This is a genomic window from Oceanisphaera profunda (assembly GCF_002157895.1).
Lineage (GTDB): Bacteria > Pseudomonadota > Gammaproteobacteria > Enterobacterales > Aeromonadaceae > Oceanimonas > Oceanimonas profunda.
Genome location: NZ_CP021377.1, coordinates 1,406,672 through 1,429,226, shown reverse-complemented (window position 1 = coordinate 1,429,226; position 22,555 = coordinate 1,406,672). Strand labels below are relative to the sequence as shown.

Annotated in this window: 22 protein-coding genes and 1 pseudogene; 14 read left to right on the top strand and 9 right to left on the bottom strand. The window is 48.6% G+C overall.

The genetic code is table 11. The annotated features are described in order from the left end of the window. The first annotated feature begins 517 nt into the window (after positions 1 to 517). On the top strand, positions 518 to 1,204 hold the full coding sequence (locus CBP31_RS06195; RefSeq protein WP_087035507.1) for an aspartate/glutamate racemase family protein: 687 nt from the start codon (positions 518 to 520) through the stop codon (positions 1,202 to 1,204). Between the two features lie 338 nt (positions 1,205 to 1,542). Here the strand turns inward: CBP31_RS06195 and CBP31_RS15595 are convergent, their stop codons facing one another. Then, complete coding sequence (locus tag CBP31_RS15595) at positions 1,543 to 1,704, bottom strand: hypothetical protein (RefSeq protein ID WP_161492509.1); 162 nt, start codon at positions 1,702 to 1,704, stop codon at positions 1,543 to 1,545. 360 nt (positions 1,705 to 2,064) lie between these two features. On the opposite strand from CBP31_RS15595, the gene CBP31_RS06185 reads away from it, so the two are divergent. The 3 genes from CBP31_RS06185 (at position 2,065) to CBP31_RS06175 (ending at position 5,869) form a co-directional block, all read left to right on the top strand. Beyond that, positions 2,065 to 5,208 (top strand): DUF3427 domain-containing protein, encoded by a 3,144-nt coding sequence (locus tag CBP31_RS06185; RefSeq protein ID WP_087035503.1) that lies wholly within the window; start codon positions 2,065 to 2,067, stop codon positions 5,206 to 5,208. After that, positions 5,209 to 5,499 carry a hypothetical protein gene (locus CBP31_RS06180; RefSeq protein ID WP_087035501.1) on the top strand — a complete coding sequence of 97 codons (291 nt, stop codon included), beginning with the start codon at positions 5,209 to 5,211 and terminating at the stop codon, positions 5,497 to 5,499. A gap of 76 nt (positions 5,500 to 5,575) precedes the next feature. Next, positions 5,576 to 5,869 (top strand): helix-turn-helix domain-containing protein, encoded by a 294-nt coding sequence (locus tag CBP31_RS06175; RefSeq protein WP_087035499.1) that lies wholly within the window; start codon positions 5,576 to 5,578, stop codon positions 5,867 to 5,869. A 961-nt stretch (positions 5,870 to 6,830) separates the two neighbouring features. On the opposite strand, the gene CBP31_RS06160 is transcribed toward CBP31_RS06175, so the two are convergent. Continuing rightward, positions 6,831 to 7,118 (bottom strand): hypothetical protein, encoded by a 288-nt coding sequence (locus CBP31_RS06160; protein WP_087035495.1) that lies wholly within the window; start codon positions 7,116 to 7,118, stop codon positions 6,831 to 6,833. Between the two features lie 237 nt (positions 7,119 to 7,355). Between CBP31_RS06160 and CBP31_RS06155 the strand changes: the two genes are divergently transcribed. Beyond that, positions 7,356 to 8,060, top strand: coding sequence for a phosphatase PAP2 family protein (locus tag CBP31_RS06155; RefSeq protein WP_087035493.1), 705 nt, complete (start codon positions 7,356 to 7,358; stop codon positions 8,058 to 8,060). A 16-nt stretch (positions 8,061 to 8,076) separates the two neighbouring features. Here the strand turns inward: CBP31_RS06155 and CBP31_RS06150 are convergent, their stop codons facing one another. Both CBP31_RS06150 and rnk read right to left on the bottom strand, forming a co-directional pair. Then, positions 8,077 to 9,033 carry an AEC family transporter gene (locus CBP31_RS06150; RefSeq protein WP_087035491.1) on the bottom strand — a complete coding sequence of 319 codons (957 nt, stop codon included), beginning with the start codon at positions 9,031 to 9,033 and terminating at the stop codon, positions 8,077 to 8,079. Between the two features lie 103 nt (positions 9,034 to 9,136). Next, positions 9,137 to 9,544 carry a nucleoside diphosphate kinase regulator gene (rnk, locus tag CBP31_RS06145; RefSeq protein WP_087035489.1) on the bottom strand — a complete coding sequence of 136 codons (408 nt, stop codon included), beginning with the start codon at positions 9,542 to 9,544 and terminating at the stop codon, positions 9,137 to 9,139. 240 nt (positions 9,545 to 9,784) lie between these two features. Between rnk and CBP31_RS06140 the strand changes: the two genes are divergently transcribed. The 7 genes and pseudogenes from CBP31_RS06140 to CBP31_RS06120 all read left to right on the top strand — a co-directional run bounded on the left by CBP31_RS06140 (position 9,785) and on the right by CBP31_RS06120 (position 15,192). Beyond that, positions 9,785 to 10,393: an OmpW family outer membrane protein gene (locus CBP31_RS06140; protein WP_087035487.1), complete on the top strand. Its 609-nt coding sequence runs from the start codon at positions 9,785 to 9,787 to the stop codon at positions 10,391 to 10,393. Between the two features lie 209 nt (positions 10,394 to 10,602). Further along, positions 10,603 to 10,689 (top strand): annotated as a pseudogene (locus CBP31_RS15940) (hypothetical protein); the annotation flags it as partial. Positions 10,690 to 10,751: 62 nt separating this feature from the next. Next, positions 10,752 to 10,844: a hypothetical protein gene (locus CBP31_RS15935; RefSeq protein ID WP_407668792.1), complete on the top strand. Its 93-nt coding sequence runs from the start codon at positions 10,752 to 10,754 to the stop codon at positions 10,842 to 10,844. A gap of 281 nt (positions 10,845 to 11,125) precedes the next feature. Continuing rightward, positions 11,126 to 12,028 carry a methylenetetrahydrofolate reductase gene (gene metF, locus CBP31_RS06135; protein WP_087035485.1) on the top strand — a complete coding sequence of 301 codons (903 nt, stop codon included), beginning with the start codon at positions 11,126 to 11,128 and terminating at the stop codon, positions 12,026 to 12,028. Positions 12,029 to 12,321: 293 nt separating this feature from the next. After that, positions 12,322 to 13,329, top strand: a complete 1,008-nt coding sequence (locus tag CBP31_RS06130) for a DctP family TRAP transporter solute-binding subunit (protein WP_227875166.1) — start codon at positions 12,322 to 12,324, stop codon at positions 13,327 to 13,329. A gap of 74 nt (positions 13,330 to 13,403) precedes the next feature. Further along, entirely contained in the window at positions 13,404 to 13,898 is a 495-nt protein-coding gene (locus CBP31_RS06125; protein WP_087035482.1) for a TRAP transporter small permease, read from the top strand. Further along, positions 13,885 to 15,192 carry a TRAP transporter large permease gene (locus tag CBP31_RS06120; protein WP_227875165.1) on the top strand — a complete coding sequence of 436 codons (1,308 nt, stop codon included), beginning with the start codon at positions 13,885 to 13,887 and terminating at the stop codon, positions 15,190 to 15,192. The genes CBP31_RS06125 and CBP31_RS06120 overlap by 14 nt, the downstream gene beginning before the upstream one ends. Before the next feature lie 88 nt (positions 15,193 to 15,280). Here the strand turns inward: CBP31_RS06120 and CBP31_RS06115 are convergent, their stop codons facing one another. The 4 genes from CBP31_RS06115 to CBP31_RS06100 all read right to left on the bottom strand — a co-directional run bounded on the left by CBP31_RS06115 (position 15,281) and on the right by CBP31_RS06100 (position 20,049). Then, on the bottom strand, positions 15,281 to 16,552 hold the full coding sequence (locus CBP31_RS06115; RefSeq protein WP_087035477.1) for an O-acetylhomoserine aminocarboxypropyltransferase/cysteine synthase family protein: 1,272 nt from the start codon (positions 16,550 to 16,552) through the stop codon (positions 15,281 to 15,283). Positions 16,553 to 16,634: 82 nt separating this feature from the next. Further along, a complete protein-coding gene (locus CBP31_RS06110) occupies positions 16,635 to 18,008 on the bottom strand; it encodes an ATP-binding protein (RefSeq protein WP_087035474.1) in 1,374 nt (457 codons plus the stop codon). Continuing rightward, entirely contained in the window at positions 17,998 to 18,726 is a 729-nt protein-coding gene (locus CBP31_RS06105) for a response regulator (RefSeq protein WP_087035472.1), read from the bottom strand. The genes CBP31_RS06110 and CBP31_RS06105 overlap by 11 nt, the downstream gene beginning before the upstream one ends. Before the next feature lie 189 nt (positions 18,727 to 18,915). Then, positions 18,916 to 20,049, bottom strand: a complete 1,134-nt coding sequence (locus CBP31_RS06100) for an ISAs1 family transposase (RefSeq protein ID WP_087035468.1) — start codon at positions 20,047 to 20,049, stop codon at positions 18,916 to 18,918. Positions 20,050 to 20,243: 194 nt separating this feature from the next. Between CBP31_RS06100 and CBP31_RS06095 the strand changes: the two genes are divergently transcribed. Further along, on the top strand, positions 20,244 to 20,741 hold the full coding sequence (locus CBP31_RS06095) for a hypothetical protein (RefSeq protein WP_151898790.1): 498 nt from the start codon (positions 20,244 to 20,246) through the stop codon (positions 20,739 to 20,741). A gap of 150 nt (positions 20,742 to 20,891) precedes the next feature. On the opposite strand, the gene asnC is transcribed toward CBP31_RS06095, so the two are convergent. Then, complete coding sequence (gene asnC, locus CBP31_RS06090) at positions 20,892 to 21,365, bottom strand: transcriptional regulator AsnC (RefSeq protein ID WP_087035464.1); 474 nt, start codon at positions 21,363 to 21,365, stop codon at positions 20,892 to 20,894. Positions 21,366 to 21,502: 137 nt separating this feature from the next. Here asnC and asnA point away from each other — a divergent pair, with 137 nt between their 5' ends. Next, positions 21,503 to 22,495: an aspartate--ammonia ligase gene (asnA, locus tag CBP31_RS06085; RefSeq protein WP_087035462.1), complete on the top strand. Its 993-nt coding sequence runs from the start codon at positions 21,503 to 21,505 to the stop codon at positions 22,493 to 22,495. Positions 22,496 to 22,555 lie beyond the last annotated feature (60 nt).

Here is a 22,555-nt window from a genome sequence, read left to right as displayed (position 1 = left end):
TGACGCACGTCAGGATCTCGATTTAGGTATTAGGGACTAAGACCCATTTGCAACGGAAGAACACGACTCTCTATTTACGATAAGCACAGAAAAATAGTGATCAGATCTGAAAGTGAAAGGCAGCGCCGAGCGCCCGGCGCCCAGCACCAAGCTAAACAAAGAGCGGTGTTTATTTTTATGCCGTCATCCTGAACTCGTTTCAGGATCTCGCTCTAAGTATTAGGGATTAAAAACTAAAACCTATTTGCCACGGAAGGCACGGAAAAGTGAAGGAAAAATAGGGATCAGATCTGACAGTGCCAAAGCCAAGATAAGACTATTAATGGTTAAGAGCCAAACAGCCAAGCTATCAGCAAACGAGCCCTTACCATTTAATATGTTAGTCCCTTTTCGCACGTGAACTGCGTCCGTGGATTCAGTGGATTCCGTGGCAAAAAATAGCTCTTATCAGTAGTCTTGGTCAGTGGCTCTTTAGATTTAGCTAGGCGCCTGGCGCTGTTTCTACTTTAATCTTTTAATGCTCATCCTTGAGGAGCTCACCATTAAACATCTGATCTTGATTAACCCCAATGGTAATAGTGATGCCACCGCCGCCATGGTGGAGCAGGCGCAAAACGTGTTGGGGCCAAACGTGCGCGTGACCGGCAAAACTAATACGCAAGCGCCAACCTTACTGGCTACCCCTGCGGATATGCAGCTCGCAGAGCAAGGCGTGTTGGCCTTGGGGCTGCAAGCCGCACAAGCGCTGACGGATTTAGAAAAAACCGGCGCCATTATCATCGCGGCCTTTAGTGATCCCGGTTTGTTAGAGTTGCGTGCGCAGGTATCGATGCCGGTATTGGGCATAGGTGAGAGCGCCTTACTGGAGGCCGCGGCTTTATATGATCGTTTTGGCATAGTGACCATCACACCCGATGCCGACTTATTGGCCTCATTTGATGACCAAACTCAAGCGCTCGGCTTAAGTGACCAGTACTGCGGCGCGCGCGTGACAGAGGGCGATGCACAACTGCTACTGGCGAGCACAGAATTATTAGATGCCGCATTAAGTGCCGCCATTCGCGAGTCTATGATGGACGGGGCGCAGGCCATTATCCTTGGCGGCGGGCCACTGTCGGCGGCGGCAGCACGGCTACAGAGTCAATTTGACGTGCCGCTGATCAATCCAGTGGCAGCTGCTGCACGAGCGGCGTTTAAGGACTAATGCTGAATGTTGAAGAAAACCGGTGAGGAGTAAGGGGTAAAGAGTGAAGTGGACGAGCCCACAGCTGCGCCGATATCAGCCTATTGCTCGAATGTAGTCGCGCGCTTTAGCCGCGAAAACCGGCCACGCAGGTTCTGGTGTACAGATCCGGAATAAAGAATGCTGTTTTCAGATCTTGGGTACCAAGAGGCAACTGGGTAGCCTCCTCCGACTCGCTAAACTGCATCCATGCGACGCTCAGCACATGACGTCCTGTCATGTGATGGTCGGCTGAGGTTATCCCAGAAGCCTTTTCTCTTAGCATCGGAGTCGTCGGTTAGCTCTTGTAATCCCGCGCTTTAGCCGCGAAGCGCCATCCCATGCACAAGTTCATTCCAATACACCAAATACGACCACCAAATAACCACGCCGATATCGACATAGTGCAGCAAAGCTGTTGCTTGGCGGTAGTCGCGCGCTTTGAGCGCCGAAAACCTGCGCAGCAGGTTCTGGTGCAGCAAAGCTATTGCTTGGCGATGTCTGTTTGGTCTTGTCTACCCATGGCAATGAGTGGTTTTGGGGGTTGTCCCTTATGCCGTCTTCCTGACGTAAGTCAGGATCTCGCATCTTGCTCTCTCAATATACAGAGCTATGGTGTGGTGTTACTTGTGAATAGCCGAATAAAGGGCCTACTCCTCCGACACGCCGTAAATACATCCATGTAGGCTCCGCCGCGCCATCCTTGGCGCAGAGGGTCGGCTGAGCAGATCCCTTCATTCTGCCTTAGGCTGCAAGTTGCCAGCATAGCGGCCACAAGCAGAGCATTGCCTGGTAACATAGTTTGCATTAATCGGAGTCGAGCAAGTCCAGGGATCAAATAGATGCAGCAAATTGGTATTTACGAACAGCTGATCACTCAGCTGGTATCTTCACGTTTAAACCGCGATAAGTTTTATGTGGGCGAACGGATCTTAGAAACGACTGAAGCATCGACTTGGTTATCTAATTTTTTCAGTCGTATCTTAAAACACGTAGTCGATTCTATCCCCAATGACGATAACCGTTTAGAGCAACAAATTGAGTTTGCCAACCAACTGTTACTTTGGCTGAAAACGCAGCTTAACGATCCCGACTTTTTTGAAGAAAACCTGCTCGATAACCAAGGTAAAATTTTAACCGCTTTATATGAGCTAGAAAACCCAGTGGCGGCCGATCTTAAAAAATATGTAGAAGATATCTTCCCATTAACGGGCCTGACGCAAAGTGAGCTGTTTTGTGGCAGCAACGGGGGGCTGTCATTAGAAACAGAGCTCAAGCGTGAAATACTTTCCTCCGATAAAATCTACTGGCTGGTGTCTTTCATTAAGTGGACCGGCATTCGCATTTTTCGTAAAGAACTGGAAGAATTTACCCGCAGTGGCCGTCAGCTAAAAGTCATCACCACTTCTTATATGGGCGCAACGGATGCTAAAGCCGTGGAGTTTTTAGCCGCACTGCCTAATACCGAAATCAAGCTCAGCTATAACACTCAGCGCGAGCGGTTACATGCTAAAAGCTATCTGTTTCTGCGCGATACCAAATTTCATACCGGCTATATTGGCTCTTCAAATTTATCGCACTCAGCCCTGACTAGCGGTTTGGAGTGGAACCTAAAGATCACCTCCCAAGAAATCCCGCACATTATTGAAAAATCCTTGAGCACCTTTGAAACGTACTGGGCCTCGAATGATTTTGAAGTGTTTGATGGCGAGATAGAAAGTAAGACCAAGCTCAACACGGCGTTGCGCGAAGCACGCGGTGGTTATGCAGCTACCAGCACTTATTTTTTCGACTTAAAACCCTTCCCGCATCAGCAGGAAATCTTAGAACAGTTAGCCGTTGAACGTGATTTACATCGGCGGTTCAGAAACCTAGTGGTGGCAGCCACAGGTACCGGTAAAACCTTAATCTCAGCCTTCGACTTTGCCCGCTTTCTGCGTAAGAAACCGGATGCAAAATTTCTGTTTGTTGCTCATCGTCAAGAAATTCTCCAACAAGCTCAAGCCTCGTATCGCGGCGTATTACGCAATGGCAACTTTGGTGAGTTGTGGGTAGGCGGTTCAAAGCCTGAGCACTATCGCCAGCTATTTGCTTCTATTCAAACGCTTAATAATCAGCTCGAAGACCTGTCTTTATCGGCGGATTACTACGACTACATTGTGATTGATGAAGTGCATCACATTGCAGCAAGCAGCTATCGAGCGGTGCTTGAATTCTTTGCGCCGCAGATTTTGTTAGGGCTAACTGCGACACCTGAGCGTCACGATGGCAGTGATATTCTGGCTGACTTTGGTGGCGTGATAGCGGCTGAGATTCGACTGCCTGAAGCCATTAATCGTCGCCATTTATGTCCGTTTCAATATTTTGCGGTGGACGATGATACGGACTTGCGCAGCATCCCTTGGAACCGCGGTCGTTATGACATTGCCCAGCTTACTAACTTGTACACTCACAACCATGCGCGAGTGAATAAGATAGTGCAGAGCCTGCAAGAGATCGTGACTGATATCAGCGGTATTAAGGCGTTGGCATTTTGTGTGAGCCGTGCGCACGCGGATTTTATGTGTAAGCAGTTTCTGCTGAAAGGTATCAACAGCGACATCTTAACCAGCGACAACAGTGCTGAGCGTCAGCAGAAGCAGCAAGCACTGCGTTCTGGCCAAATCAATGTGTTGTTTGTGGTGGATATCTTTAACGAAGGTGTCGATATCCCAGAAGTGGATACATTATTGTTCTTGCGACCCACCGAGAGTCTGACCATTTTCCTGCAACAATTGGGTCGAGGTTTGCGACTGTCTGACGGTAAAGAGTGCTGCACCGTTTTAGACTTTGTGGGTAACTCGCGGCCTGAGTATGACTTTGTCGAAAAATTTAGAGCCTTAGTAGGTAAAACCAATCGCGCCATTAGCGATGAAATTAAGCAAGGCTTCCCGCATGCTCCATTAGGCTGTCGCATCGAGTTATCTAAGCGTACTCAAGAGATGGTGCTGAGCAACATCCGCAAAGCGACGGTGAACTTAAATCGTTTAATCGGCTTTATCCGCCAGTTTCCCTCTCATTCAGACTTGCCATTAACGCTGACCAACTTCTTAAAGATGCATCCTAATTTAAAGCTGGAAGATATCTATAAAAGAGGCAGTTGGACCAGCTTAGTCGCTCAAGCGAATGCCAGCGAGGTGATGGAAAAAGTCGATGAAACTGTGCTCAAGGCATACGAGCGTGCGATTAAGACTAAGCTACTAAGTTGTGATTGTTTTAGCTATCTACAGTTTCTACACGGTCTTGCAGCTAACGATTTCACGTTAACTGAGCAGATGGACGATCGTCATGCAGTGATGTGCCATTATGACTTTTGGCAAAAAACAGGAACAGAACTGGGCTTTAAGACGCTGGCACAGAGCCTTAAAGCACTGGACCATCCTCAGCTAAAGATTGAACTGCTTGATCTACTTAGTTTGCTTATTAACCGCATTCATCACGAACAATTCAATTTAGCTAACCTGTCATTAAACCCGTTAAAAGGTCATGCGCGCTATACGCGAGAGCAGATATTGGTCGGTTTTGGTGCAACAACCTTTGACTATCAGAAACCGGCGCGAGAAGGCGTGTTAGTGATTGCAGAGGAAAATATTGAGCTGCTATTTGTTACGCTCAATAAGAATGAAAAGCAGTTTTCACCCACCACCATGTATCACGACTACGCCATTAATGAGCAGCTGTTTCACTGGCAATCCCAGAACAGCGCGCGTCCAGATCGGGGTAAAGGCTTAAGCTACATTCAGCACCAAGAAACTGGCAAACGACTATTTCTGTTTGTGCGCGAGCAAAGCAAAGATGAATACGGCGCTACCATGGGTTTTGTAAATTTTGGCGAAGTGGATTATGTCTCCCACACCGGCAGCCAGCCGATGAGTATTACTTGGCAGCTAAAAACACCCATGCCGCCCTTTATGTGGCAGCAAGCAGCTAAATTGGCGGTTGGATAAATGATGAGTTTTATAGCTAAATTAAAAAACCTAAGCCCCCAACATTTAGTTAAGGTCGGCGTGTCACCCGTTCTTGCTCTGATTTGGCTTTTCTTATTGCTCTTTACAGGCTCTATTGGCGCAGGCTTTGTTAGCTCATTAGTGCTGGCGAAAGGGGTAGGCCTGCTGTTTTTTACTGCCGATGTGCAACAGTACGGGTACTTTTTGAAGCATTTACTGATCGCTGACGTGGTGTTTTACACCTTTGTATATGTGCTGTTTCTGCGTAAGCTCAAGCTTAAGCTAAAGTAAGTGTTGGGTACCATAGTGTCCGTTATGGAGCCAAAAGAGCTATAATAGATACTATGGTATCTAATCTTGGTGATTTATGACTCGCTTTTTACTCATTGACGATACGGATGTGCAACGTGCTTTTGCGGCGCATTTGCGTGCTTTACGCGAACAAGCCAAGCTGTCCAGAGATGCCTTGGCTGAACGTAGTTGCGTGCCTGCATCGACCATCAAAAAATTTGAACTCACCGGGATTATCTCATTTCGCCAATTACTGCTCATCTGGCAGTGCTTAGACGATCTCAAACGCCTATACGAGCTAACACAAACTCCCGCGCCTAATAAAAGTATGCCCACCTCTATTGAGGAGGTACTAAAAGATGGCTTTTAAACCCATTCAAAAGCTGGCGGTAAGTAGAACGCTCTCTACGGGCGAAGCCGTATTGGTCGGTGTGCTGGCACAAAACCGTCAGGGTGTATTTTTTGAATATTAGGCTGAAGATCAATTGAGTTGCTCAACGCCAGCGGCTTACTGCTTAGTTTTCTGTTTAATGCGCTGCCGCTTAGCGCTCGCTTCATAGCGCATAAGATCATCTAAGCTGTCGACTTTGGGCTGAAATAGCGCCTCTAGTTCTTTAACTCGACCTTAATACCATGGCGATACGGACTAGCGTTTCAAAGCTGGTATTTTGACCATTCTCTAGGGTGCTTTCTCATTTGAGATATTTTTCATCATTAGATACCTTGATGCATTTGAGGTATCTGCTGATGAGATATGGCGGGCTTAGGTAATGGAATCGTTATCAGAAGAGACTGATTTTGTAGCTCATGGTCGACGGCAGCATCGTTCGTGTTCATCAGCACGGGGCAGCAAAAAACAGCGCAAGACAGTCGAAACGATGGGAAAATTCAGAGCTGGACTGACAACCAAAATCCATGCAGCCGTGGATGCTTTGGGAGTCTTGTGCGCTTACTGTTAACCGGGAACAAGCCTCTGAATACGGTCAAGTAGAGGCACTATTGGAAGGGTTTATACCTGGCCAAGTCTTGGCTGATAAGGTGTATGTTTCAGATGCGTTTGTTGAGCGCATTCAGGATATTGGGGCTGAAGCAGTCATTCCATCAAAAAGGATCAGCTAATAACCGAGGCCGTTGAACCGAAATATCCACAAAGATCGTAACTTGGTAGAGCGTTTTTCCAGAAATTGAAGCAATTTTGTCGGATAGCGACGAGATACGAACGACTGGCGAAACACTACCAGTCGATGTTGATTTCGTATCAGCAGTTATTTGGCTGGCATAATTGATAATACGCTCTAGATTACATCTTTACTTAGAATTGTATCACCACTTTACGAAGTCAAAGTCTGCACGATTTGCTGCCATTCATCTTGAGTGCTGCAGTTAGGGCGTTTCTTCTTGGCGCGGCCGTACCAATAATCGGCGTTCCATAACACGCCTTCTACGTGGTGCAAATAGGCATGCACCCAAGCGGAAGGCTGGTCGGTATTGTCACGAATGACTTCGTGAGCTTCTTCCCATTGCTGATTAGCGTCCAGCCATAAGGCTTTAAGAGCGTCTGATAAACCGGCCGGTGGCGTTGGTTGTTTAAGTGAAGCCTGAAATTCTTTAAAGTTCATAAGGATTGAATGTCCTAAAATATTATGGATAAAAATAATACAGTTATTTTAACACAAGCAAGGCGGGGAGGTTAATCGTGGCTAAGTTGGAGCGCGCGGGGCACTTGCCTCATTACCTAGCTAAAGTGTTTGGATAGCTCGAGTGCGATTCTGTAGAGTCAGTGAGGACTGTGGGCTAACGGCATAAAAATCCGTACAATGCTGGCCTCAAAGCGATACTTAAAATAAGAGGGCGCCATGTCGCTACAATTTAATAAATGGCTATTTTGGAACTTAGTGGCAATCGCAGTGTTTGCGAGTTGGTATCTGTTACCGAACCATGGCTTTTGGTTGGATATCGACAAGGCAGTTTTTTATTATTTTAATAATAAAATTGGCAGCAGCCAAGCTTGGGTTAATGGCATTGCGGTGGCGAACAACCGAGCCTTCGATGGTGTGGCACTGCTGGCGATGGGTGTTGTCTATTACAGCTATTATCGTGGTGCGACTGCGGAGCGCAAACGTCAGTTATTGATTGTTGGCTTTATGATGTTGCTAACAGCGGTAGGCTTGAATCAGTTAGGACGTGCTATTCCGATAGAAAGACCGAGTCCGACCCTGACTTTTGAGAATATCTATCGCCTTACTGAATTGGCTAGCTTTAAAACTAAAGACTCCTCGGGCGATAGTTTTCCTGGAGATCACGGCTTGATGCTGATGATCTTTACTGCTTTTGTCTGGCGTTTTCTATCTTGGAAAGCAGGATTATGGGGTTGTGTATTCGTGGTCATTTTCTCAGCTCCCCGATTTATGGCGGGAGCTCATTGGTGGACTGACATTTACGTTGGCGGCTTCGCGGTTGCCTGCTTTGGTATGGCGTGGTTAATGCACACCGGCGTGTATGACGCCCTATTGGCGTGGTTAGACCGACGTTTGCCTTGCTTTGGAAGCTCATCTCGTTAACAGTTTTCTTTGCCGGCTACAGCCAGCCTAGTCCTTTAAATAACGCGGCTCCTAGGCTGGTACTTAATAAGGACCCCAAGGTAGTGACGGCAATGATATTGGCCGCGAGCACTGCATTACCGCCCATGGCGCGTACCATGACATAACTGGCTGCAGCGGTGGGGGCGGCGTTAATGAGGAATAGAATAGTTAATTCCATACCCCTAAAGCCCACTAAGTAGCCGCCCAGTGTAATCAAGGTTGGGATCACTAATAACCGTAATATGACAACTGTGGGTAGTAGGCCCGTTTCTTCTCTATGGCCTCTTAAACTAAGGCTAGCTCCAGTACATAGCAGCGCGAGTGGTAGTGTCATTTGGGCAAGATACTGCCCGGTTTGCATCAGCATTTGGGGCACAGCCCAATTACTGGCGGCAAAAGGTAATGCGGCGACTATGCCAATAATCAGTGGATTTTTCGCGATACCTTTAGCCAGTTGCTTAACAGGAAAAGCGTCTTCTTGGTTAAGGCTGCGGCTAAGCGTGATCACCGCCAACACATTAAATAAAATAGTGAGGCACGCAACATACATGGCTGCAGCTGCCAGGCCTTGGGGGCCGTAGGCATTGTTAACGTAGGCCAGACCAATAATCGCCATATTAGCGCGAAAAGCACCTTGCACCGCTATGCCACGCAAGCGACGATTGTCGATAAGACGGCTTGCTAACCATTCCAGTAATACAAACGCGATGAGTGTGGCGCTAATGCCATAACCAATAAGCTTAAGGCTGATCATTTGGCTAAAGTCGGTTTGCGCTATGCTGGTAAATAATAGCATGGGCAGTGCGATATTAAATACCAGCTTACTGGCACCATCAATAAAGCCTTCGTTCATCATCTGACTACGGCGTAAGGCTAAGCCTAATAACAACAGTAGGCAAATCGGCCCCGTAATAGACAAAGCAAATAACAAACTATTAATGAATAAACTCAAGTGGGTTCCGTAATGGCAATAAGGAGCTGAGAAGAGGTATAACAACATCTGATTTTTGGGTAAGCATAAATAGAAAAAGGCGCAAATATGCGCCTTTTTCTATTTATGCTTGGTAATCGCCAGCACGCTCAGGCTGGTAGTCGACGGCAGTAATGCTCACCTGCATTGCTTTACCATTGGGAGCAGGCCATTCGATGCTTTGGCCAACGCTTAAACCCAGTAACGCAGCCCCTATGGGAGCCAATACCGAGATTTTATCGTTGCCGTTATCCATATCCCGTGGGTAACACAGCGTTTTGGTAAAGGTTTCTTTACCGGTAGCCATGGCAAACGTAATAGTGGAGTTCATGGTCACTATATTATCAGGCACCTCGGTAGGAGGCACCACATGGGCGCGATCAAGTTCGTTTTCTAGCCGCGTGACAGCGTCAGACTCGGGCTGTTTCTCTAGCAAGGCTTCTAGCCGTACTAGATCTAGGGTAGATATAGTAATAGGTGGCAACTGGGCCATATAAACCTCCATAAAAAAGCAGGCAACGCTAAAAGCGCTGCCTGAACCCGATACTTAAGATATACCCTAACACGCCTACTTTAGCTAGTGGCCAGCTTAGCTATTTTAGTTAGTAGCAAAAATTCAGTGATTATCAAGTTTTCACCACCAAGTTTGCGTTAAATCAAAAACAGCAAAAATAGATTGAGGCAAACTGATGCCAATGAGTTAGACAACACCATAATAAATTAAGGATAAAGCATGAAAAAAGTTTCTTTGCTGGTTGCCGCCGCCTTATTGGCTCCTTCTGCCTTTGCTCATCAAGCGGGTGACTTCTTAGTGCGTGGTGGTGCTATAACCGTTAGCTCTAATAGTAGTGGTGATGACGTATTAGGTCACGGCCACTTAGAGGCTGAGAATAATACCCAGCTTGGCCTAACATTTTCTTACATGCTAACTGACAACTGGGGTGTAGAGCTGTTGGGTGCGACGCCTTTTTCACATTCTGTTAGCACGGCAGGTTTAGGCGAAGTAGCTAAAGTTAAGCACTTACCACCTACGTTAGTGGCACAATATTATTTTGGTAATGCCCAAAGCAAGGTACGCCCATATGTGGGAGCCGGCATTAACTACACGTTCTTCTTTGATGAAGAGGGCCGTGGTGCCCTGGCTGATACCAAAGTAAAAGCCGATGATTCTTGGGGTTTAGCCGCACAGGCGGGCCTTGATATGGCGGTTACAGATAATTTGTTCGTCAACGGTTCTGTCTGGTATATGGATATTGATAGTGAAGTCACAACTGCAGTAGGTAAATTTAATGCTGGCATAGACCCTATTGGTCTGATGGTTGGCTTAGGCTATCGCTTCTAACTAATTAGTCATTTGGGTTGTGAGGTATTCAGCCTCAGCAGTAAGTGGGCAGATCTTAGGATTTGCCCTTTTTTGTGCTCATTTACCGTGACTAAGAGGTTTAAGTCGTGGCTGGTGTGCATTCAACTTTGTAGTCGTCGCTGCGATCACTGCATTTTTCAGCCTTATTCGGGGCTGTTTTTTCCTGAGGTTGCTGACTTAGAAGCGGCGGTTGTGGTGTTATTCAGATTGATGAGCCAGCATTCCGTGAATTAATGCCGCTGCGCAAAGCGGCACAAGCTGCTTATTTAAACTGAGCCGAAACTGCTTTACGTTTAAGTGTTTCTGTCGTTGCTGACAGTACTCAGATCCATACTCACTGTGTTATTCTGAGTTCAACGAAATTATCGAATCAATTGCTCGTTTGGATGCAGACGTGATGACTACCGAAGCCTCACACTCTGACATGTAATGACTGGATGTGTGCCGTATCTTCGTCTATCCCAATGAGATTGGTTTGGCGTATACAACATTCATCCAGGCGCCGACTGTGGCAGAAGTGGTGAAGTTGCTCGACAAGACCGTGGAGCGTCTCCAAAAGAACGTATCTGGGTGTGTGGTTTGAAGACGCGATCTGGGAAGAAACTCGTATCGTCTTGGCGAACATGGTTGCGGCGACTTAGAATTTCGTAAGTCTATGCTCAAGCCAAGGCATAAAGGAATTGTTTTAATTTAAGTTGTCAGGAGATAAACATGGGTTTTCATAGTGCGCGTCATGTAGATGCGCTGAATCAGACAATGGCTGAGCTGGGTAGCAATATTAATGTTTCGTTTGAGTTTTTTCCGCCGAATAGCGAAAAAATGGAGAAAACCTTATGGGACTCTATCGAGCGGCTCAGTACTTTGGCACCCAAGTTTGTCTCCGTTACTTACGGTGCAAACTCTGGCACACGAGACAGAACACACAAGGTTATCAAAGACATTCAGGAGAAAACAGGCCTGATTGCGGTACCGCATTTAACTTGTATCGACGCCAGCCGAGCCGAGTTACGTGATATCGCTAAAGATTACTGGAACAGCGGTATTCGCTCCATTGTGGCACTGCGCGGTGACTTACCAGAAGGCTTAGAAAAGCCCGATATGTACGCGGAAGATTTAGTAAGACTGCTTAAAGAAGAAGCCGACTTTGATATTTCGGTGGCAGCGTATCCTGAGGTACACCCAGAAGCAAAAAGCGCGCAGGCGGATTTACTGAGCTTGAAGCGCAAAATTGATGCGGGTGCTAACCGCGCAATTACCCAGTTCTTCTTCGATGTAGAGTCTTATTTACGCTTTCGTGACCGTTGCGTGACGATCGGCATAGATACTGAGATAGTGCCGGGCATTTTGCCGGTGTCTAACTATCAGACCTTAATTAAGTTTGCGGGCTTTTCTAACGTGCGTATTCCAAACTGGATGCATCAGCGCTTCCAAGGTTTAGAAAACGACCAGAATACTCGTAACTTAGTGGGTGCCAGTATCGCTATGGATCAAGTGCGGGTGTTGAGTCAAGAAGGGGTGAAGGACTTTCACTTCTACACCCTGAACCGTTCGGATCTGACCTATGCGATTTGTCATAGCTTAGGTGTGCGTCCGCAAATTTCGATTCCTGCTTAATAAGCTAAGCAAGTAACAAAACAAAGCCCCCGTAACTTAAGTTACGGGGGCTTTGTTATTTAAGGCCGCGCTGGGGGGGGTACTTCGGCGGTGAAGGGAGGTAATACACTTTACCTGATTCCTACGATTAGATAATAAACGAGTGACCAAGTCACAGATCCCAGTCAAGGGACTAATCCGGATTGCTAATTGACTTGTACACCGACTTTATCTCACTATTGCAGACATTCGTCTCGTGCTCAGCAGTCTCTGCAGGCGGACAAACAGGATCCCACTAATAAAAAGGACTTCTTATGCCTATCAAACCGCTGGCGTTCGCCTTGACCGCCGTTCTTGGCATGAGCTTCACCGCTCCTGCTTTTGCTCAGGAAACCCGTGAGTTTTCGGTATCGACCGTACTGTCCGATGCCTTCCCTTGGGGGCAGGCTGCAGAAAAATGGGCGGAGTTGGTGAGTGAGCGCTCCGACGGGCGCCTAACGCTAAAAGTTTATCCCAATGCCCAGTTGGTGTCTGGCGATCAGACCCGAGAATTCTCCGCCATGCGCAGCGGTCTTATCGACATGGCCGTGGCTTCGACTATTAACTGGTCGCCGCAGGTGCCCGAGCTGAACCTGTTCTCGCTGCCATTTTTGATGCCAGATGAAGCTGCCATCGATGCCATTACTCAGGGTGATACTGGTAAGAAAATCTTTGCCGCCATCGACAAAAAAGGTGTGATGCCGTTAGCCTGGGGTGAAAACGGTTTTCGCGAATTATCCAACTCCAAGCACCCGATCAATAGCCCAGCAGATGTGCAAGGCCTTAAGGTTCGGGTTGTGGGTTCGCCGCTGTTTCTGGATACCTTCAGCACCTTGGGCGCTAATCCAACCCAAATGAGCTGGGCTGATGCCAAGCCGGCCCTGACCACGGGCGCCATCGATGGCCAAGAAAACCCATTGTCGGTATTTGATGTGGCGCGGGTCGACCAAGTCGGCCAGAGCTATCTGACTTTGTGGCATTACATGGCGGATCCGTTGATTTTTGGCGTGAATAAAAAGGTATGGAAATCCTTGCCAGCAGCAGACCGCGACTTGCTGCAACAAGCGGCTATTGATGCTGGCGCCTGGGAAATTGAAAAATCTCGTAACGAGTTGAGCGAGACCTTGGTTGCTATTAAAGAGCGAGGCGTCGAGGTAACCGAGCTGACTCCTGAGCAACATCAGGCGTTTGTAGACGCCACCGCCGAGGTGTATACCAAGTGGACGCCGCGCATTGGTGCCGAGCTGGTTGCTGAAGCTCAAGCGGCCATTGCCGCCCGTTAATACTTTTTTATTTGGCCCGGCGGCTACGCCGGGCCACATTATTTACGTTAAACCTCCTGCCGAGAGTTGTACCCATGTCTAAATCTGCCCCCGATGCCCGCCCCGAGCGCTGGCTGGCGGCCCTTGCCCTGCTGATTATCTGTATCATCAGCTTAGGCAATGTGGTGGTGCGTTACACCACTGATGCGTCCTTTGCTTTTACCGAAGAGTTTTCCGTTTTTTTGCTGGTGGTGCTGACCTTTGCGGGTGCTGCGGTGGCTGCGCGTCGGCATGTGCATATTCGCATTGAGCTTATCGAACAGCTGTTGCCGATTCGCTTACGGCCAACTCTGTATGTGCTGCAATGGGCGGCCAGTGTGTTATTGCTAGGGCTAGTGGTTTGGTATGGCGCTTTGCTGGCTTGGGAAGAATATAATTGGGAGTCGTTGTCGCCGGGCTTGGGTTATCCCACCTGGATTTATCTAATTTGGTTGCCGTTACTCTGTTTGGCCATTGTCTGGCGTTTAACCCAAAGCATGATCGAGCGTTGCCAGATCTGCCTACAAACGGGAGGTAATGATGAGTCCTGATCTCTTGATGCTACTGGTGTTCGGCGGCGCTATGTTGCTGGGTGTTCCCGTGGCCTTCGCCTTAGGGCTGGGTGGCGCTGCCGGTATAGTGCTGGGGTTGTCACCAGATATGCTGGCGACTCTGGGTACCAATACCTACAACAGCATCGCCAAGTACCCATTGATCGCAATACCCTTGTTTATTCTCACCGGGCTTATCTTCGAGCGCGCCGGGGTGGCGGCTAGCCTAGTGCGTTTTGCCCAGGCATTGATTGGCCCACGCCACGGTGGTTTGGGGCTAGTCGTGGTGCTGGTCTGCTTGATCATGGGCGGCATGAGCGGCTCAGGCCCGGCGGATGCCGCCGCCGTAGCCATGGTGATGCTGCCCAGCATGACCAAAGCGGGTTACCCTAAACCCTTTTCGGCTGCCTTAATCGCCTCGGCGTCCTCTACCGCCATTTTGATCCCGCCATCAATTGCACTGATCCTCTATTCAATTGTGGTGCCGGGAGTGGATTTGCGGGCGCTGTTTGCTGCTGGTTTGTTCCCCGGCTTGCTGGCGGGTATGTCGTTGCTGTTGCCGGTGTGGTGGTTGGCTAAACGCAACGGCTGGGAAGATCCGAGCAAGGGCGAGCGACCCGACTTAAAAGAAAGCTTTATTAAGGCTTTGCCAGCGTTATTTGCACCGGTACTGATTTTGGGTGGCTTAAGATCGGGTTTGTTTACGCCGACCGAAGCGGCAGTAGTGGCGGTGACCTATGGCCTGATCGTCGGCATATTTGTTTATCGCCAGCTTAGCCTGAAGGAGGTCTGGAGCTTATTGGGTGAGGCGGGTGTGGTCTCTGGCGTAGTGATGATCATCATTTCGCTGGCGGGTATTTTCGCTTGGGCTGGTACAACTTTGGGTACCTTCAATCATTTAGCCGAGTCCATGTTATCGTTATCGGATCAGGGCTGGGTGCTGCTGATTTTAATCATGGTGCTGGTGTTGTTGGCGGGGATGTTGCTGGATGCGATTTCTATTTATCTGATTATCACGCCAATATTAATACCTCTGATGCAGCATTTTGGTTGGAACCCAGTGTGGTTTGGCATTTTGATGGCGATGAACATCGCCATCGGTCAGTTTACCCCGCCGGTGGCCATCAACCTGATGGTGACCACCCAGATTGCCGGTATTCGGCTGGAGAAAACCTTCGGCTGGGCACTATTTTTTATGCTAACCATGCTGTCGGCATTGGTGCTGGTGATGGTGTTTCCGGGGATTGCATTGTGGCTGCCAGAACGGCTCGGGTATGTGGTCGGCTCCTGGTAAGTTATTGGCGGTATTTTAATGAATAAAAAGCCCCCGCAACCTAAGGTTGCGGGGGCTTTTTTATGCGCTTCAATACTCTGCGTTAATGTTATTCTGCGGCTAAGGCTTGTTCTATATCCGCAAGTATATCGTCGATATGCTCAATCCCGATTGATAAGCGGATCATCTCTGCTTTTACGCCGGCTTGTGCTTGCTCTGCCTCACTCATTTGGCGATGAGTGGTAGAGGCTGGGTGGCAGGCCAGTGAGCGGGTATCACCGATATTCACTAAGCGTTTGATAAGATTAAGCGCATCGTAAAAACGTACGCCTGCGTCATAACCGCCTTTAAGACCAAAGGATAAAATGGCTGATGGCTTGCCTTTCATGTAGCGCTGAGCCCGCTCATAATCCGGATGTCCTTTTAAGCCTGCATAGTTTACCCAGTCCACTAAAGGATGGGCTTGTAAGAACTCCGCCACCTTAAAGGTGTTCTCCACATGGCGCTCCATGCGCAGCGGCAGGGTTTCTAGGCCTTGTAGCAGCAAGAAGGTGTTCATGGGTGATAATGCACTGCCGGTGTTACGCAACGGCACGGTACGGGCGCGGGCAATAAAGGCCGCGGCGCCAAAGGATTCGGTGTACACCACGCCATGATAAGCTGGCTCTGGATTATTAAACTGTGGGAAGCGCTCTTTATTCTTTACCCAATCAAACTTACCACTGTCGACGATGGCGCCGCCCAGAGAGTTACCGTGGCCGCCTATGTATTTGGTTAGGGAGTGAACCACGATATCGGCACCAAATTCGATGGGTTTACACAGAATGGGGCTGGCCACTGTGTTGTCCACTACTAACGGCACGCCTTGGGCGTGGGCTGCATCGGCTAAGCCTTGCAGGTCGGTAACATTGCCGGCGGGGTTACCAATACTTTCGCAGAATACCGCTTTGGTTCTGTCATCAATCAGTTTGCTGATGGCCTCAGGGCTGGCGTCTTCGGCAAAACGTACTTCAATGCCCATGCTCGGCAGCATATGCGCGAACAAAGTATAGGTGCCGCCATACAGCTGGGGCGTGGTGACTATGTTGTCGCCGTTTTGGGCCAAGTTAATCAAGGCATAATGAATAGCAGCACTGCCTGCGGATACCGCAAGACCGGCGATACCGCCTTCAAGAGCGGCCACGCGCTGCTCAATCACATCATTAGTCGGGTTCATGATGCGGGTATATATGTTGCCTGGCACTTCGAGGTTAAATAAGTCGGCACCGTGTTGGGCGCTGTCAAACTCGTAAGCCACGGTTTGGTAAATAGGTACGGCCACGGATTTAGTGGTGGGATCTGTGGTGTAGCCGTGATGAACCGCGAGCGTTTCGTCTTTCATGACATACTGTCCTTGTGTTAGTGAAATGAGTGCGAGTGAGATAAGCCAATGTAGGAATTTTAACTAGAAGTGTAAAGTGCTGTTAGCGAGGCAAAAATATTTGCGCCAATAAGCCGCCTTGCGGGTGATTGCTCAGCAGCAATTGCCCGCCATGCTGGTGGATCAGGGTGCGCGCAATGGCGAGACCTAATCCGATACTACCATCTTCCATATTTCGCGCCGAATCCAGCCGCGTAAAGGGTTTAAATACTTCTTCTTGCAGCTCGATAGGAATACCCGGACCAAAGTCGCGAATACGGATCTGTACCTGTGTGGGAGTAACGTCGAGCTCGGCTTCTACCTTGCCGCCATATTTAACGCCATTATCGAGTAAGTTTTGTAAGGCTCGACGCAGGGCGGTGGGGCGGCCTCGATAAATAACCGCCGTTTGTGCCACCAAGCTGACATCAAAGCCATTGTCTTGTAAATCATCACACAGGCTTTGCAGTAAGCTGGGTAAGTCCAAATTGCGGATCGGTTCCGCTAAGCCGTCTTCTTGGGCGAATTGTAAGGTGGCCTTAAGCATCTGCTCCATGATGATTAAGCTCTGCTGAATTTTTTGTTTATCTTCGCCCTCGGCTAAAAATTCACAGCGTAGCTGTAAAGTCGTAATAGGGGTGCGTAAGTCATGAGAAATCGCCGCTAGCATGCGGGTGCGATCCGAGACAAAGCGGTCTAGTCGGTCTTGCATGCGGTTAAAGGCGGTGAGGGTGTCGCGTATTTCTCGGGGGCCGCTTTCGCTAATGGGTTCCGGCTTGTCCCCTCGCCCCAATCGCTCGGCTTGCTGAGCTAGCTGCTTTAAGGGCCGAGTGGTGCGTTGCAATAGCCAGATCATCAAGCCCGCGAGCAAGCCTGCTAATAGTACAAAAGACAGCACAGCTTTAACTGACCAGCCGGGTATTTCGTTATCGCGTAGCGAGGTAAAATCTAACCAGCGACCATCTTCCAACTCAATACTGCCCTGTAGGCGGATATCCGCATGCCTGCGCGGATGATGTTGACCTCGTGGTTGCTGGTTATGAGGCTGCCATTGAGCAGAAACGGAACTGCGTTCAGCACTGATCTGAATGGTGAGCGATTCGGGATATTCCAGCTTGCTGCGCACTATGCGTTCAAAATGCGGGTTGCGTTCCTCGGGAGTGCTGGCTTGGGCAGCCAAGCGCAGGCGTAACGTTTCGCTGCGACTGGCGCGCAATATCTCTGGGTGTAAGCTTTCCGGAGATTGGTTGAGTAGGCGAGTGGCCGACACGACGCGTTGTAGGGTAAAGCGACTGTTGACTAAGCCCAGCGTCTCTTCGCGATCCATGCGGTAAATCTGGATGCCCACCAATTGGATGATAACCAAGATCAGTAGCGCCACCATGATCACTTGGCCGCTGAGGCTACTCAGCCAAAAGCGCAGCGGCTTAATCCCCATGGCGCACATCGGCCACTAACATATAGCCGCCACCCCAAATAGTTTTAATTAGTTGTGGCTGCTTGGAGTCCAACTCCAGCTTGCGGCGCAAACGGCTGACTAAAGTATCGATGGCGCGATCAAACGCCTGTGCTTCACGGCCGCGCGCCAGATCCAACAGTTGATCTCGGCTGAGTACGTGATGCGGATGCTGCGTAAACACCCGCAATAAATCAAACTCGGCGGTGCTTAAGCTGACGGTGGTGCCTTGCTCGTCGCGCAGCTCACGCCGGCTTAAGTCTAAGCACCAGCGATCAAAGTACAGGTGCATCGTTTCTTGCGCGGCGTGAGCAGGGCTCTCAACCATGGATTGTCGCCGGAGCACTGCTTTAATGCGGGCTAATAATTCACGGGGATTAAAGGGTTTTGGTAAATAATCATCGGCGCCCATTTCTAAGCCTACGATGCGGTCGGTTTCTTCACCCACCGCCGTTAGCATAATAATGGGCACTTGATTGCCTTGGCCGCGTAGCTCGCGGCACAGGGTTAAGCCATCGTCGCCTGGCAACATTAAGTCGAGAATAATTAAGTCTGGGGCGTGATGGTTTAAATGCTGGCGCATGGCATTACCATCGGGCACCGCTTGCACTTGATAGCCGTGTTGCTCTAAAAATCGTGTTAGCAAATCCCGGATTTCACCGTGATCATCCACCACCAGCAATTGTTTACCTGTATGCATGTTTTCCCCTCTTAATAGCTACTACTTATAACTATGGCGCCAGTATAAGCACCAAGCAGTCAGAAAGAATGTCAAAGTATGGCAAGTGATGAGAACGGCCAGGGTGAGAGCGTGAACATATTGTTCTTAGCATACTAAGTTAGTCGTGCATAAAAAATAATCAATTTTGTATAGTGAGATCATCTTTGTTTATTTTTTGCCCAACACAGTAAATCCAGCAACTAATATTTTATCCAAGTAAGCACAACTCATACTCGCCATTTTTTGCTTTCGACGAACACTGGCTTTCCTTGATGTCTCAGAGCGTATCATGTTGAGTGCTAAGTGACGGATGCTCGCCAGCACTTCAGCCCCATTCTCACGGTAAATGGGGCAGGCATCTTCTTTCATTGACACATCCAACACCCAATGCAGGCTATTTTCGATACCCCAATGCCCACGGACTGCCTTGCCGAAACGGATACTATCGAGCTCTGCTGAACTGATATAGTAACGATACTCAAGCGAGGATTTACCTGATTTTTCACGACGATAGCCAATAGCCACCCCGATAGTTTTTAGGCCTTTCCAGTCAGGAAACTGGTGCGCTAAATCGCCTGCTGGCAATACATGATATTCTCGGATCTCAGTACGACCGTGCCCCTGCTCAATGTTGATCTTATCGGAGTTTGTGGAGACAGCTATGCTAGCTGATAGGGCTGTTCGCACCGCTTTAAACAACAACTCTTGATTACCTTTTACTGCCAGTAAATAGTCGCCACCTTGGTTGATAATAGTCTTGGCAATGTTGGTCTGACAGCCCATGGCATCAATAGAAATCAAGCATCCCTTGATATCCAACAACTTGAGCAGCGCTGGAATAGCGGTAATTTCGTTCGACTTGGCATTGGTTTTTAATTGGCCCATGACCACGCCATTAGCGGAGGAAAAAGCGCTGACCATATGGATGGTCGATTGTCTATTCTCTCTATCGTAAGAGCCGCGTAGTACCTTGCCATCAATGGCGATAAGCTCACCATCAGTACGGTGTGTTATCGACTGAACCCAGCGAATAAAGCATTGCTGAAACTGAACGGGATCGAGGCGGGAAATCACCCTAGCGATAGTGTCGTGAACTGGCACTCCCTCTGGAAATAAGCCCTTTTTTTGAAACCAATTCAGGTGGGCACTCCCAAAGTCTTCGATGTCTTCCCAACCCTCAGCACCAGCGATGACAGCACAAATAGTGAGGAACAATACATCGAATAGCGGATAGATAATTTTGGCTGGTTGGCGAGGGTCGTCTATCTCACCAAAATACTGTGTAAAAGCATCCGTGTTCATCTAGGCTCTCCCAAAAGAGAGTATAAGATCACACTGAGGCGAGCAGGTCAAATATAGCTGAGTTGGCTAAAAAACGTTCGAGATCTTGCCCTGTGAGAACGGCACACTTTGTGACAAGATAAGTATTATCTGACACAGTTTGCTGACAGTTAGCTGTTTTAATAGCAACCAAGTCCACCCCTGTTGAGGTTATTATGATGAAAATTAAATATAGCGCTTTGTTACTTGCCACTAGCCTGTTGGCTGCCCCTGCTTTAGTACTGGCTGAGCCCGCTGCCGCCGAGCAGCAAGCCGGGCAAAGTAGCGCTCACCATGGCAAATATGGGTCAATGAAAGCAGGCTGTGAAATGGGCCATAAGGGCATGCATAAATCCGCTGCTCACGGGCAGCGTCATCATGGTATGGATGGCGTTATGATGGGCGCGGGCCGTTTCGATAAATACCTTGAGACGCGGTTAGAAAAGCTGGAGACGCCAGAGTTGAAAGCCCAATTTATTGCCACTTATCAAGCACGATTAACTTCGGCTGAGCAAAGTATGTTGCTGCGTAAACTCATGGCAGAACACAAGGCTGAGCAAATAGACGATAAAGCACTAAAAGCGGCCACGCTCGAAAAAATTAGCGCCGATAACAAGCTTAAGCAACTGCGCATCAAACAGATGCAAGACAAGCTGACCGCCGCTAAGAAGTAAGTTAAACGACCTTGAAGAGTGAGGCGTGAGGGAAGCCTGTAGCGCTAAACCCCGCTTCAGCCCCCGCTGATAGCGAGAAAAGAAAGCATCTAAGCCATTAGATGCTTTTTTATTGCCCGGTTTAGGTTTTCCTAACGCCTCACGGGAAGCTTAAGGCGTCACATCTCGGTCAATGGGTTGTTGGAGTGAGATCAGGGTCTCGGTGGACTGAATTTCATCAATGGGTTGCAGTCTGTGCACTAACACTTGCTGTAACTCATCGATGGAGCGAGTCATCACCTTAATGAAAATATTGTATTGCCCCGTGGTGTAGTAGGCCTCGACCACCTCTTCTAATTGCTCTAGTTTGGCCAATGCTGCCGGGTAATCGCGGGCACTTTTTAAAATAATGCCGATAAAGCAGCACACATCGTAACCGAGTTTTTTCGAGTTCACTTGCACTCGGGTGCCTTCGATAATGCCGGCCTGTTTCATCTTCTCCACACGCACGTGTATGGTGCCCGGGCTTACGGTAAAGCGCTTGGCCAACTCCGCATAAGGGGCGCGCGCATTCTCCATCAACGCCATCAAGATAGATTTATCCAGATTATCGATTCGATAATGAACACCACTTTTTTCTACCATATTTTGATGATCCTGCAAAAATAAGCGATTTAATTAGTGAATTTAGATTAAGTTTGGCATTTATTCTATCTAATGTTGAATTTAAGGCTGGTTTGGCTAATTATTCATTAAAACCCATAGCAACCTAGGTGAATGAGATGAAGCAATCCTATATTGAACGCCAACGCCAGATCCGTTTCGTGAAAGATTTTTTTTCTGATCAACTGGCGCAGCAGCTCAACCTGTTGGAAGTGCAAGCTCCCATTCTCAGTCGTCTAGGCGATGGCATGCAAGACAACCTGTCGGGCTCAGAAAAAGCCGTACAAGTGAAAGTGAAGGCCATTCCGCAATCCACGTTTGAAGTGGTGCATTCGCTGGCTAAATGGAAACGCCACACCTTGGCTCGCTTTGAATTTGAAGCCGGTGAGGGCATTTATACCAACATGAAAGCTCTGCGCCCAGATGAAGATAGCTTAAGCCCCATCCACTCCGTATATGTGGATCAGTGGGATTGGGAGCTGGTGATGTCGGAGCAAGAGCGCAACGTCGATTTCTTGATGACGGTGGTCAATAAAATTTATGGCGCCATCAAGCAAACGGAAATGGCGGCAGCTAAGCAATACGGTTTAACCCCTTTCTTGCCCGAGCAAATTCATATTTTGCACGCCGAAGAGTTATTAAGTCGCTATCCGGATTTAGATGCCAAGGGTCGTGAGCGCGCCATTGCCAAAGAATTTGGTGCGGTATTCTTAATTGGCATCGGTTGTCAGCTAAGCCATGGCGACAGTCATGATGTGCGAGCGCCCGATTACGATGACTGGTCGAGCTTGGGTGTTGATGGCTTATGCGGTTTAAACGGCGATATCTTAGTTTGGAACCCGATTTTAGAAAATGCCTTCGAGTTATCTTCCATGGGTATCCGCGTAGATAAAGAAGCATTACGTTATCAGCTGGCGCTAACCGGCCAAGAGGACAGAGCCACTCAAGAATGGCATCAAGCGCTGTTAGCCGGTGATCTGCCACAGACAGTGGGCGGCGGTATTGGTCAGTCTCGTTTGGCTATGTTGTTACTGCAGTTATCGCACATTGGTCAGGTACAGTGCGGGGTTTGGCCTGCAGAATTACACGATGCGATTGACGGCATCCTTTAGCGCTGAGTATTAGATACAGTTGTGAAAATTTGTTTTGGATAATTAATTACAAATAGCCAA

Bases quoted from the DNA above. Each gene is read 5' to 3' on its own strand.
- CBP31_RS06195 (WP_087035507.1), top strand. From the start codon at position 518: ATGCTCATCCTTGAGGAGCTCACCATTAAACATCTGATCTTGATTAAC.
- CBP31_RS06185 (WP_087035503.1), top strand. From the start codon at position 2,065: ATGCAGCAAATTGGTATTTACGAACAGCTGATCACTCAGCTGGTATCT.
- CBP31_RS06180 (WP_087035501.1), top strand. From the start codon at position 5,209: ATGATGAGTTTTATAGCTAAATTAAAAAACCTAAGCCCCCAACATTTA.
- CBP31_RS06175 (WP_087035499.1), top strand. From the start codon at position 5,576: ATGACTCGCTTTTTACTCATTGACGATACGGATGTGCAACGTGCTTTT.
- CBP31_RS06160 (WP_087035495.1), bottom strand. From the start codon at position 7,118: ATGAACTTTAAAGAATTTCAGGCTTCACTTAAACAACCAACGCCACCG.
- CBP31_RS06155 (WP_087035493.1), top strand. From the start codon at position 7,356: ATGTCGCTACAATTTAATAAATGGCTATTTTGGAACTTAGTGGCAATC.
- rnk (WP_087035489.1), bottom strand. From the start codon at position 9,544: ATGGCCCAGTTGCCACCTATTACTATATCTACCCTAGATCTAGTACGG.
- CBP31_RS06140 (WP_087035487.1), top strand. From the start codon at position 9,785: ATGAAAAAAGTTTCTTTGCTGGTTGCCGCCGCCTTATTGGCTCCTTCT.
- metF (WP_087035485.1), top strand. From the start codon at position 11,126: ATGGGTTTTCATAGTGCGCGTCATGTAGATGCGCTGAATCAGACAATG.
- CBP31_RS06130 (WP_227875166.1), top strand. From the start codon at position 12,322: ATGCCTATCAAACCGCTGGCGTTCGCCTTGACCGCCGTTCTTGGCATG.
- CBP31_RS06125 (WP_087035482.1), top strand. From the start codon at position 13,404: ATGTCTAAATCTGCCCCCGATGCCCGCCCCGAGCGCTGGCTGGCGGCC.
- CBP31_RS06120 (WP_227875165.1), top strand. From the start codon at position 13,885: ATGATGAGTCCTGATCTCTTGATGCTACTGGTGTTCGGCGGCGCTATG.
- CBP31_RS06115 (WP_087035477.1), bottom strand. From the start codon at position 16,552: ATGAAAGACGAAACGCTCGCGGTTCATCACGGCTACACCACAGATCCC.
- CBP31_RS06110 (WP_087035474.1), bottom strand. From the start codon at position 18,008: ATGGGGATTAAGCCGCTGCGCTTTTGGCTGAGTAGCCTCAGCGGCCAA.
- CBP31_RS06105 (WP_087035472.1), bottom strand. From the start codon at position 18,726: ATGCATACAGGTAAACAATTGCTGGTGGTGGATGATCACGGTGAAATC.
- CBP31_RS06100 (WP_087035468.1), bottom strand. From the start codon at position 20,049: ATGAACACGGATGCTTTTACACAGTATTTTGGTGAGATAGACGACCCT.
- CBP31_RS06095 (WP_151898790.1), top strand. From the start codon at position 20,244: ATGATGAAAATTAAATATAGCGCTTTGTTACTTGCCACTAGCCTGTTG.
- asnC (WP_087035464.1), bottom strand. From the start codon at position 21,365: ATGGTAGAAAAAAGTGGTGTTCATTATCGAATCGATAATCTGGATAAA.
- asnA (WP_087035462.1), top strand. From the start codon at position 21,503: ATGAAGCAATCCTATATTGAACGCCAACGCCAGATCCGTTTCGTGAAA.